Below are 11,190 nucleotides of genomic sequence, written 5' to 3'. Positions count from 1 at the left end.
TTATTTCTTGAGACATAGCATATAATAATGTTAAGTTTTGTAAAAAACGTTAATATTAATAAGAAAAATAGAAGTATCCTTCAGATCTATGCAAGACTCAAATTTACCAGGGGCGGAGTTGCTGAAAACGGTCTTAGAGCCTTTGTTAGAAGACTTTCAGTATTGGTTTACGCGATCGCGTAACCTGTTGGAAACTGAGCAACTCTCATTTATGAGTCATCAAGAACAATCTGACCTGCTGTTACGAGTCAAGCAAGCACAAGCAGAATTGAATACAGCGAAAATGTTATTTACTGCCACTGATAAACAAGTCGGAATTGATATGACAACTTTAACGCCTTGGCATCAATTGGTAACTGAATGCTGGAATGTAGCTATGCGCTTCCACCAAGAAAAAGAAAACGCTTAGCTACTAATTTGCTCTAGCGATATATAGCAATAGCCAAGGTAGTTAGGACATCAGTAAATCGACTTTTAACTCTGTTACCTGGTAGATGACATCATTCGCATCAACACTATAAAATCCTTAACAAATTTTTTATTAACAAACAATGTATCCTATGCTACCGTAAACTGAATAGCCGTTGACAAATTTTTCCACATAAATAATATAAGCGCATCAAAAGCGCCTTAAAAATTAACACCCGCTGCAATCCCCAATATCAGCGAAATTTTTCAGTACAAGGTTTTTAAACTTGCTGCCCCTGGAGGAAATCCCTAATGTTGCACCTACTTTATATTCTGGCTTTTACGATTCTTGCTTGTATCGCGGTTGCTAATTTAATTCGCAACTTAGTCATGTTTAGTTTTGACCGAGAGCGAAATTACCCAGCTAGATCTTCAGCGATGAATAATCAAGGTTATCGTGCCTCCAAGAAACAGTTTGTACCACATCCAGAATTATTGGATAGCGCGGGCAATCTAATCAAAGAACCACTTTTAGTTATGCGCTCCATCAATGTTGAAGATGCGAGGCAACAGCTAGATGCTATTTACGAAGCTTCTCCAGGACACAAAAGTGAAAATCAAGAAAAATAGAGATTAGAGTGTAGCAAGTAGGGAATAGGGGCTAGGGACTACTTTAAAAATTAAGTTTGTTTGCCCTTTTGATTCCCGTTCGCACAGCCTCTTTGTTAAGAGAAGGGTAGTATGAAAAATAAAGATTTATACTTCATACTTCATACTTTCCCATCCCCTAGCTTTATTCATACTTTATCTTGGGCGTTTAAGCTTCGATAACTACGCGGAGATTGCCGCGTTTTTTAGCTACGCGGCAGGCAGTAGTATTACCAGAACGCTCAAATTCCAAATCCAGAATAGTGGTGCCAACGCGCAAATTGTGAAATGACAGGTGATTAATCGACTCTGGTAAAGCGGGGTCAATAATTCGTAAGCAGTTATTTTGCGCGTCAGGTACTAGATTTACGATCATTTGCAGCAGTTGGAATACACTACCAGTAGCCCAAGCTTGCGGTGTACAAGCAACAGGATACTGTACAGGGGCATTATCACCTTTGCGTTCGTAGCCGCAAAACAGTTCTGGAGGACGTTGGTAAGGCTGTGTACTCGTCATGTCGAAGATACCTTGGAAAAGTTCCAGGGCTTGATCGATTAAGCCGAGCGATCGCAAACCTATCGCAATCAAAGAGTTATCATGAGGCCACACCGAACCAATGTGATAACCCATCGGATTATAAGCCGGGGACAAGCTACTCAAAGTCCGAATTCCCCAACCATTAAACATATCTGGGGCGCGTAGCCTTTCTGCCACACTGTAGGCTTTTTCGGGGGTAAAGATGCCCAAGTGTAAACAATGACCAGGGTTAGATGTAATACTATCTACTTGTTTGCCTTCGCCATCCAAAGCTAAGGCACAAAAATCTTGGTCTTCCATCCAAAAGTCCCGATTAAAACGCACCTTGAGATTTCTGGCTTCTTCTTGCCAACGGTCGGCTAAATCAAGCCGCTTCTTCATTCTGGCAATTTCCACCAAGCGAATCTTAGCAGCATAAACATAAGCTTGAACTTCGCACAGGGCAATGGGGCCGTTAGCCAAATCTCCCTTGCGGTCAACAATACAGTCGCCTGAGTCCTTCCAACCTTGGTTAGCTAAACCACGTTTAGATCTGCGATAGTAACTCAGGTAGCCAGTTGCTTGCAGACTGCGATCAATCCACTCCATCGCCGCTATAGCATTCGGCCAAAGCTGTTCTAACGTTTCATGGTCATGAGTCCACGTGTAATATTCTGCATACAGCATCAACCACAGAGGCGTAGCATCAACTGTACCGTAGTAAGGTGTATGGGGAATTTCTTGACAACGAGCCATTTCCCCTAAACGTAACTCGTGCAGAATTTTGCCTGGTTCTTCTTCGCGCCAATCATCCTCAACTTTCCCTTGATATGCTGCCAATAGCATCAAGGTTTCTTTGGCAATTTGCGAGTTTAACATCAAGGTTTGAGAAGCCGTAATGATGGAATCTCGACCAAACAGCGCTGAAAACCAAGGTACGCCAGCAGAAACAGTCTTGTATTTGCCAAAGGACTGGCGTAACAAGTACATATCTTGTTCAGCGCGGTCAATCACTCGATTGAGTAGACTTTTGTCTGAACTAATACGGGTAGTTTGTTCCACCCAATGTTGTTCTTCCATCAATTCTGCGGCTTTAGCCTGTCCTAGGGTAAAAGCCGCACTAACGGTAGAACTAGAGGTATTGTTAGTTAACAAATTAATGCGGTAGCCGAGTTTTTGAGTTTCATGGGATGCTAACTCCAACCGCCAGACAGCAGTGTAACCTTTGAAGTAGTCTGGTAGGCGATGCTGGAATTGGATACGAGACTCCATCACTAAGCCATCCAGACCTTGGTAGGCTAATGTTAAAAATTCTTCTTTGTGTGTTTCAGCGTGAGGCGATACAGGCACAGCAGTATCACCGTTCAATGCGGCTTTGTCTTCGGGTGTAGGTTCGACTAAACGTAAAAGTTTACCTCGTTTTTCTCTGCCATAACCCCGCACTTCAAACAAATCGACAAAATCTGCATCAAAGCTAATACTGAGTTCAAAACTTACAGTAGTGGTGCTGTAGTTTGAGACTTCGATTTCTTCAAACAGTGCGCCATTAAGAACAATTTCGCGGCTAATGCCAATATTATCAGCTTTGAGGCGATCGTCAATTCTGGGGTTAGTGCATAAAACAGAAAGGGAAAAGCCTTTTTCAGCTGTGCTGCTCAGGAGTATAGGCGATCGCCCTTCAATTTGCAATTCTAGGCGGCTGAGAAATCGCGTATCACAACAAAACAAACCCATACTGGGGTTCGCATCATTGAGGGAACAGCCAGAAATGTTCCCCATCGTGTCTGTCACTAAAAATAAATCATCATCTTTAACCGTCAGTGTTGGTTGTGGTCTTTCACTCACAACACAAGGCCACTCTGGAATAGGAAGTTGTTCTGCTGGGATAAAAGTCTTTCCGTCCAAAGAAATTTTTTCTTGGGTGATTAGCAAATCTGGTGTCATCAGCCAAAGTTCCGTGTATGAGTCTATGTTGTCGTAGTTTTAGTAACATTGATAAGTTCAGCAGCAGCAAAGTCCAATCTAAAAAAATACTGCTCAGAACTGTAAAAAAGACGTTATGAAAAAGCTAGTTGACAAAATTTACATAACAAATCTTTATAAATTTATATTTTCTTGAGTAAAAGTCAAGGCTGATAATACAGGATTTTTACTGAGAATAAATCAACCTTGGTATATACTCTCGATTTACGCAATTTATCTTTTATTTTTAAAATAAAGCTATGTAATTGAAGAATTCAAAAGTCAGAATTCAGCAACCAGAATCAATCAGTGGTTGAAAAATGACCTCCACTCACACCTAGATAAATTCTGTAGACGCAAAGCGGCTTTCCTTAGGGTATTCTGGCTCCCAACTCCTGAATTCTGTTTTGATAAACTTTCCGTTAACTGAAGAGCCGATCTGACCGAGAATGTATATTGAGCGTAGTAGCTTATGATTTAAATCATCCCAATGTCCAAAATATAGATAAACCAACAACATTTAGGTGAAGACTACAGTATCTTTGGCGAAGGGCTATGCCACGTCTATGCCTTCCTACGCTAAGGTGCCAACGGTATTAATAGCCGTTATTGTTCTTTGCTCTTCTCTAGACTGGCATATCTGTAAAGAAACCTATGGGCGCTCCTCCTCGTGCAGTTGGGCAGAGTAACTCGCCATCTGAAGACTAAAAGCGGAAACATACACAAAAACAGTGTTTCGACTTTTAGCCACATAGAGTGGAAGCAAATTGCTGCTACTGCCTTTTAACAGTGCCGTTTAGGATTCTTTACATAACGCAGCTGTTTGCCTAGTTTGAGAGTTCATTGTAATTTGTACAATGCAGCTGTGACGTGGATATTTTCTGTGAAAGTGGCTCCTTAAACAATATTCATGAGCATTTCGACTTCCGTGCTGAGTGATCTGCTACAGTTCATTCCTTACCTCCGGCCCCAGCTCTATTTCAAAGCTTCACTAACCGCCCTCTCCCACGCAATGGAAGATCAGGTTTTAGCGGCGACTTTAGACAGTCCCTTGGTAATTGCGAGTTTTCAACGAGAGCGATTTTATCGCCAAGAAGCTCATCGCTATCAAAGGCTGGCGCAGCGCAGTAATCAAATATACGTTTTATCTGCACCAGAAACGGACTTTGCCAATAGCTCAGAATACTATGAAAAAGTTGCTTTTGAACCAGATGATGCTTTAACTCAAGAGTGGCACTTGGTAGTAATTGCAGATAATTATGCTACCTGCTTGGTGTGTCGGGAAAGCCTGGGTTCTATTACGAAAAATCAGCAAGTACCAGAGTTTAGTACTGGCCTTGACATCGACACAGCCCGGAGGTTTGAGGGTATTTGGACATCGGAGCGAGGAGTTAGCATCAAAGCAGCACAATTGCTATTAGACAGGATTTTAGTTTATCGACCAGACTTAGCCAACAAAGTGAAAGAAGCACGGCAACGGTTTGGCATCGGAGAACCAAGAATTTACTCTCAAATCGGACAAACCGAATTTGCTTGTGATATTGATACAGACCCCTTTGTGCAGCGGTTGGTGACTTATTTGCAAGCTAGTCAGTATAAATTGCACAAAGCTTATCGCTCAATTATTGCCCAAGCACGTAAAGAACGCTTAATCAACTCTATTAGTACAGCGATTCGGCGATCGCTTGATCCCCATGAAGTTTTGCAAATTGCTGCCCAAGAATTAGGGCAACACTTAGGCGCGAGTCGTTGTTTAATTTACCGCGCTCAAGCTCATGATTCGCAAGCGATAATTGAACACGAATTTTTGACAACTGGTGTTTTATCTGTATATGGGCAAACCTGGGATTTAGATAAAAATGCTTTATTTCAGGAAGTCGTACAGCAAGGTGAAGGTGTTTGTGTAGCTGATACACTTAACGACTTGCGCATCAGTAGTTCAGCAACACTTTCTTTAATTGCCAAAAAATTTAGCATTCGTTCTTGGTTAATCGAACCAGTGTTATCTCAAGGACGATTGCTAGGTATCATCGAATTACACTATTGCAGTGTACCACCCCACCAGTGGCAACCAGGGGAATTTGATTTGGTAAAAGCGATCGCCACCCAAATCGGAGCCGCTTTAATTCAAGCAGAAGCTTACGCCAACCTCGAAGAACTCAACCAGCAGCTAGAAGCCCTCGACCGTACCCGCAGCAACTTGATAGCCATTACAGGGCATGAACTGCGAACCCCTTTATCCACCATTCAAGTGTGCTTGGAAAGTCTCGCCAGTGAGCCAGATATGCCTGTGGAATTACAGCAGGTAATGCTGAATACCGCCCTAGCCGACTCAGAACGGATGCGAAAATTAGTACAGGATTTTCTCACCCTCTCAAACCTAGAAAGCGGCCGCGTGGAATGGCATCCAGAATCACTCACCTTACAAGAGTGTGTGGATTTAGCACTCAGCCGCACTCGCACCCGCCCCACGATCGAAAATCCACCAAAAATCAAGACGCAAATTGCAGAAAACCTGCCCTTAGTTAAAGCCGACGGTGATTGGTTAGTGGAAGTATTGGCAAAATTGATAGACAACGCCTGCAAATTTACGCCAGCAGATGGGGAAATTACCATTAAAGCTATTCACAATAAAAATCAGATGGTTGAGGTCACTGTGGCTGATACAGGGCGGGGAATTGAACCCAATCGCTTGGAAGTGGTATTTGACCGCTTTTATCAAGAAGAAGGGGCGCTACGTCGTACCGCTGGCGGTACGGGTTTGGGTCTGGCAATTTGTCGTCAAATTGTCAATGGTTGGGGCGGTGAAATTTGGGCAGAGTCAACAGGCAAAGACCAAGGCAGCCAGTTTCATTTCACCATTCCTGTTGTTTTGGGTAGCCAGGAAGAGAAGCGGGCAAAGGTCAAGAGTAAATAGTCATTTGTCAATGGTCTATGGTCATTTGTAATGAAAAATAACAAATAACTAACAACAAATGACAAACAACTGTTACAGACTATGACACGATCGCAATATGATCGTAATGGCGGTGTTACGATGCCCTAAAAACCTTGAGAGAATGCTTTATGGCAGAAACACTTTCTGGAAAAACCCCACTGTTCGCCGGCAGCACTGGCGGCTTGCTAACTAAAGCAAAAGAGGAAGAAAAGTACGCTATCACTTGGACTAGCCCCAAAGCCCAAGTGTTTGAATTACCTACAGGTGGCGCTGCTACCATGAACCAAGGCGAAAACTTGCTGTACTTAGCTCGTAAAGAGTACGGCATTGCTTTGGGTGGTCAACTCCGGAAGTTTAAAATCACAGACTACAAAATCTACCGGATTTTACCCAACGGAGAAACTACCTTCATTCACCCAGCTGATGGTGTCTTCCCTGAAAAAGTTAACCAAGGCCGTGAGAAAGTGCGTCACGTACCCCGTCGGATTGGTCAAAACCCCAGCCCAGCACAACTCAAGTTCAGCGGTAAACAAACCTATGATGCCTAAAGCATAGGTATAGGTTAAGGGGGACTGGGTAGGAGAAAAGTATGAAGTGTGAAGTATGAAGTGTGAATTTTCATTCTTCTGCTTTGAGCTTTGATTCTTTATCTTTCTCAGTCCCCAATGTTCAATTCTCTAGCAATTTATGATCTTCCCTGATTTCACAGATTTTTCTCAGCTGGCTTCGCAAGGTAACTTTGTCCCGGTGTATCAAGAATGGGTGGCAGATTTAGATACACCAGTCTCAGCATGGTACAAAGTTTGTGCAGGTCAGCCTTACAGCTTCTTGTTGGAATCAGTGGAAGGTGGCGAAAAAATCGGACGCTATAGTTTTGTAGGTTGCGATCCTTTGTGGGTTTTGGAAGCCAGAGGTGACAAAACAACCCAGACACACCGCGACGGTTCACAAGTTGTGTTTGCAGGCGACCCCTTTACAGCTTTAGCCCAATGTCTTGAGCCTTATCAGCCAGTTAAGTTACCGCAACTACCGCCAGGAATTGGCGGACTATTTGGGTTTTGGGGCTATGAATTGATTCGCTGGATAGAACCGCGTGTCCCAGTCCATCCCCAAGATGAGCGCAATATTCCCGATGGGTTATGGATGCAGGTCGACCAACTGTTAATTTTTGACCAAGTGAAGCGAAAAATTTGGGCGATCGCCTATGCTGATTTACGCGAACCGAATGTAGATTTACAAGCAGCATACCAAAAAGCCTGCGATCGCGTCACCAATATGGTCAGCAAGCTATCTCTACCGCTGTCATCCCAAAAAACTATTCTGGAATGGACACCCCCAAGCAATCAAAAAGCAGGGAATGTCGAGGTAGAATACACCAGCAACTTCACCCGCGACCAATTCTGCGCCAGTGTCCAAAAGGCAAAAGAATACATCAAAGCTGGGGATATCTTTCAAGTTGTAATTTCCCAGCGTCTCTCTACAGAATATACAGGCGACCCTTTTGCTCTTTACCGTTCCCTGCGACAAATTAATCCTTCGCCTTACATGGCTTATTTCCACTTCCAAGATTGGCAAATTATCGGTTCCAGTCCCGAAGTGATGGTAAAAGCAGAACGTGACCCAGAAGAGGGAATTATCGCCACAGTCCGCCCCATTGCGGGGACACGTCCACGGGGTAAAACAACCAAAGAAGATACCGCCTTAGCTGAAGATTTACTGCAAGACCCCAAGGAAATTGCCGAACACGTTATGCTGGTTGACTTGGGACGAAATGATTTGGGGCGAGTTTGCCAAAGCGGTAGCGTGAAAGTTGATGAATTGATGGTCGTTGAACGTTACTCTCATGTGATGCACATCGTTAGTAATGTGGTAGGTAAATTAGCACCCAATAAAACCGCTTGGGATTTACTCAAAGCTTGCTTCCCCGCGGGTACAGTTAGCGGCGCACCTAAAATTCGGGCGATGGAAATCATTAACGAATTAGAACCGAGCCGTCGGGGTGTTTATTCTGGCGTGTATGGTTATTACGATTTTGAAGGACAATTAAATAGTGCGATCGCTATTCGTACAATGGTAGTCCGAGATAACATTGTTAGCGTTCAAGCTGGTGCAGGTTTGGTAGCTGATTCTGAACCAGAAAAAGAATATGAAGAGACGCTAAATAAAGCTAGAGGACTATTAGTAGCGATTCGCTGTTTACGCTAAAGAAATTTGACCCAAATACATAGTAAAAAATCTATCTTGGGTATTTTCAAGTTTTGTTGACTCTTATGTACTGTAAGTTATGTTGTTATCGTAACTTACTGTGATCAGACTGAAGCAATAAGACAAAAAATCAAGGATTTTCGGCAGTTCAGGGTGTAAATAGGCAAAAATCTGAGAAACTTACACCCAGCCTTAACAGACAACCTGTCTGTCTCAATCCTATGTGATTCTTTGAAGCTATTCTCGTCAAACTTCAAATATTCCTATTTCTCATATAAAGAGGAACTATCAACACATAGCTGAGAAATTATTGTGCATTTGTAACGATTTTGTTATATTTCTTTACATGCAGTTACATAAAGTAACTTAAATGCACTCAAGCATTTACCCTAAGACTTTAATTGCAAAGTCAGTTCAGGTGAGTAGTTATTGACCAACATCAACTAAATCAAGTTAGGTAAATGATTAATTGGAAGGCAGGCTGTATGGATGCTGATGAACTTCTCAGACGCTATCAGGCAGGAGAGAGAAATTTCACTCAGGTGTGCCTGCACTCAGTTAACCTTAGTGAGGTATGTTTAGCTGGAATTAATTTGGATAGCGCCAGCTTAGTGAATGTAACTTTATCTCATTCCAGTCTGCGTGGAGCCAACCTCATTGAAGCAAATTTGGCTGCGTCCTGCCTTTGGAGAACAAACCTTAGTGGGGCAATTCTAATTTGGACAAATTTGAAAGCTGCTAACTTAATTCGGGCAAACCTGAGTAATGTAGACTTACATAAAGCTACTCTACAGAAATCAGACCTACGTTTAGCAGACTTACGCAATGCTGACCTCAGTGGAGCAGATTTAAGTGGTGCAGATTTGAGCTACGCTAATCTCAGTGGTGCTAACTTAGCAGGAGCAAATCTCAGTGCTGCAAATTTAACTGGAGCAAATTTAAGCAAAGCAGACTTAAGTTATGCCAATCTCCATAGAACCATCTTCTTCAAAGCTAATCTGAGTGATGTTGATTTATCACAAGTAAACATCAATAATGCTGATTTTTATGAACTGATTACTAGTCAATAATGTCTAAAATGGCAAACCAGGAATCGATGATTGCAGAACAAAGCTGACCAAAAAAGGTATCTGTCTCAGATTCACCATACTGTATCTTTTGATCAGCAAGTATTAAGCCTAATTGAATAGATAGTGCAAATGAAAAGAAGCGATCGCTTCTGGAGGAAAGAAAAAAGCGATCGCTTGAATTATATATTGGCAGATGCAAAAAAGGCTGTTTAAAAAGTACACGCAAGTAATCACTATTTTTTCATACTAAAGAAAAATTCTATTTACTCCCCTGAAACTCTAAGTAAAATTATGACTTGTGAGTAGACAGATGTTCTACAGCCTAGCTTTTTTTAGAGAACGGCGACGAGTTCTGAGTAAACCAATAGCACCGATACCAAACAGCGCTATAGTTGCAGAAGGTTCTGGAACGCTGACACCTTTTGTTAATGCAGTCGCGTTTCTTTCACCAATATCTATGGCAAAAACCACATCATTATAATCTTTGTCGCCACCGCCCCATAAGTCTTCATAACCCAAGACTAAGAAGTTTTTGTACACATAAGCCATTACGTGTTGCAAACCATCTGGGTTGGTAGCTTCATTTAAACCAAACACGCCTTTAACTGTTTTTCCTTGTTGGTTAGTTCCATAAATGCCACCATTGATATCATTAGAGTGCAGCAAGAAATCAAGTGTAGTACCAGCTTGGAATTTACCTAAGTCTACCCAGTCGCCAACATTTAAGGGGCTGTCTTGTTGGCTTTTGTTAGCTAAAGCATCGTTGGGATTTTGACAAAAATCGCTAAAATTTTGAAAGCCACTATCTTTAGTACTACAAGAGGTGTCTCCAAAAATTTTCCCTGTGGTGACTGTATCACCATACGTTGCTTGAAAATCTAAACGGTTACGATATCCGCCAGCTGTTTCACCAATAAAAAAGACCTTAGTATCGTAAGCATATTTCAGTTGCAGTTGAGATTGAGATAAGTCAACTTTATGTGCGCCAATTGTCTCAGGTGCTAAGTAGCGGGCTTCTTTACCAACAAAGTCTCTAAAGTTTTGAATATTATCTTTAAACTCTACTGGGGCTTCATCTCTGCTTTTGATGTTAACAGCATTTGCTGGTGTAGCAGATACCCACAAGCCAGATACTAAAGCTGTCGCTGCAAGTAAATTATTGAACAATGAATTTTTCATGACTTTCTATTGTCTTAAATCATGAATCCATTAGTAAGAGATTTGCTATTGATTCGTCTAGCTTATCTTGTGGAAATTGTTCACTTTTTTATATTTAGAGCTTTGAATTATAATTAATTATAAAACTTATGTATTTATACTAAAAAACTATTTTTATAAGTATTTTCTTCTAGCTAATTAATGGAAAAATCTTCAAGTAGAAATACAGAAACGAAAATATCTAACAATTCTAAATGATGGGTGAATAAATAAGTTGTCTACTT

At 41.8% G+C, this 11,190-nt stretch carries 9 protein-coding genes; 6 read left to right on the top strand and 3 right to left on the bottom strand.

What is annotated here, in order from left to right; all coding sequences use genetic code 11:
• The first annotated feature begins 88 nt into the window (after positions 1-88).
• Together ACMX3D_RS17710 and ACMX3D_RS17705 are read left to right on the top strand one after the other, a co-directional pair.
• Entirely contained in the window at positions 89-409 is a 321-nt protein-coding gene (locus tag ACMX3D_RS17710; RefSeq protein ID WP_482747189.1) for a DUF2605 domain-containing protein, read from the top strand.
• A 311-nt stretch (positions 410-720) separates the two neighbouring features.
• On the top strand, positions 721-1,038 hold the full coding sequence (locus tag ACMX3D_RS17705) for a DUF2973 domain-containing protein (RefSeq protein ID WP_482747188.1): 318 nt from the start codon (positions 721-723) through the stop codon (positions 1,036-1,038).
• A gap of 187 nt (positions 1,039-1,225) precedes the next feature.
• Here ACMX3D_RS17705 and ACMX3D_RS17700 read toward each other — a convergent pair whose 3' ends face one another.
• On the bottom strand, positions 1,226-3,517 hold the full coding sequence (locus ACMX3D_RS17700; protein WP_482747187.1) for an amylo-alpha-1,6-glucosidase: 2,292 nt from the start codon (positions 3,515-3,517) through the stop codon (positions 1,226-1,228).
• A 928-nt stretch (positions 3,518-4,445) separates the two neighbouring features.
• Between ACMX3D_RS17700 and ACMX3D_RS17695 the strand changes: the two genes are divergently transcribed.
• The 4 genes from ACMX3D_RS17695 to ACMX3D_RS17680 all read left to right on the top strand — a co-directional run bounded on the left by ACMX3D_RS17695 (position 4,446) and on the right by ACMX3D_RS17680 (position 9,748).
• Positions 4,446-6,452, top strand: a complete 2,007-nt coding sequence (locus tag ACMX3D_RS17695) for a DICT sensory domain-containing protein (RefSeq protein WP_482747186.1) — start codon at positions 4,446-4,448, stop codon at positions 6,450-6,452.
• Between the two features lie 149 nt (positions 6,453-6,601).
• Positions 6,602-7,021, top strand: a complete 420-nt coding sequence (locus ACMX3D_RS17690) for a photosystem I reaction center subunit II PsaD (protein WP_482747185.1) — start codon at positions 6,602-6,604, stop codon at positions 7,019-7,021.
• 139 nt (positions 7,022-7,160) lie between these two features.
• Positions 7,161-8,678 carry an anthranilate synthase component I gene (gene trpE / locus ACMX3D_RS17685; RefSeq protein WP_482747184.1) on the top strand — a complete coding sequence of 506 codons (1,518 nt, stop codon included), beginning with the start codon at positions 7,161-7,163 and terminating at the stop codon, positions 8,676-8,678.
• Between the two features lie 461 nt (positions 8,679-9,139).
• Positions 9,140-9,748, top strand: a complete 609-nt coding sequence (locus ACMX3D_RS17680; protein WP_482747183.1) for a pentapeptide repeat-containing protein — start codon at positions 9,140-9,142, stop codon at positions 9,746-9,748.
• On the opposite strand, the gene ACMX3D_RS17675 is transcribed toward ACMX3D_RS17680, so the two are convergent.
• Both ACMX3D_RS17675 and ACMX3D_RS17670 read right to left on the bottom strand, forming a co-directional pair.
• A complete protein-coding gene (locus tag ACMX3D_RS17675) occupies positions 9,738-9,974 on the bottom strand; it encodes a hypothetical protein (RefSeq protein WP_482747182.1) in 237 nt (78 codons plus the stop codon). The genes ACMX3D_RS17680 and ACMX3D_RS17675 overlap by 11 nt on opposite strands.
• Before the next feature lie 89 nt (positions 9,975-10,063).
• On the bottom strand, positions 10,064-10,927 hold the full coding sequence (locus ACMX3D_RS17670) for a DUF4114 domain-containing protein (RefSeq protein ID WP_482747181.1): 864 nt from the start codon (positions 10,925-10,927) through the stop codon (positions 10,064-10,066).
• Positions 10,928-11,190 lie beyond the last annotated feature (263 nt).

It is taken from the genome of Anabaena sp. TISTR 8404 (genome assembly GCF_056847745.1).
Note: the sequence above shows the minus strand (reverse complement) of the source record. Positions and strands in the feature narration are given on the sequence as shown.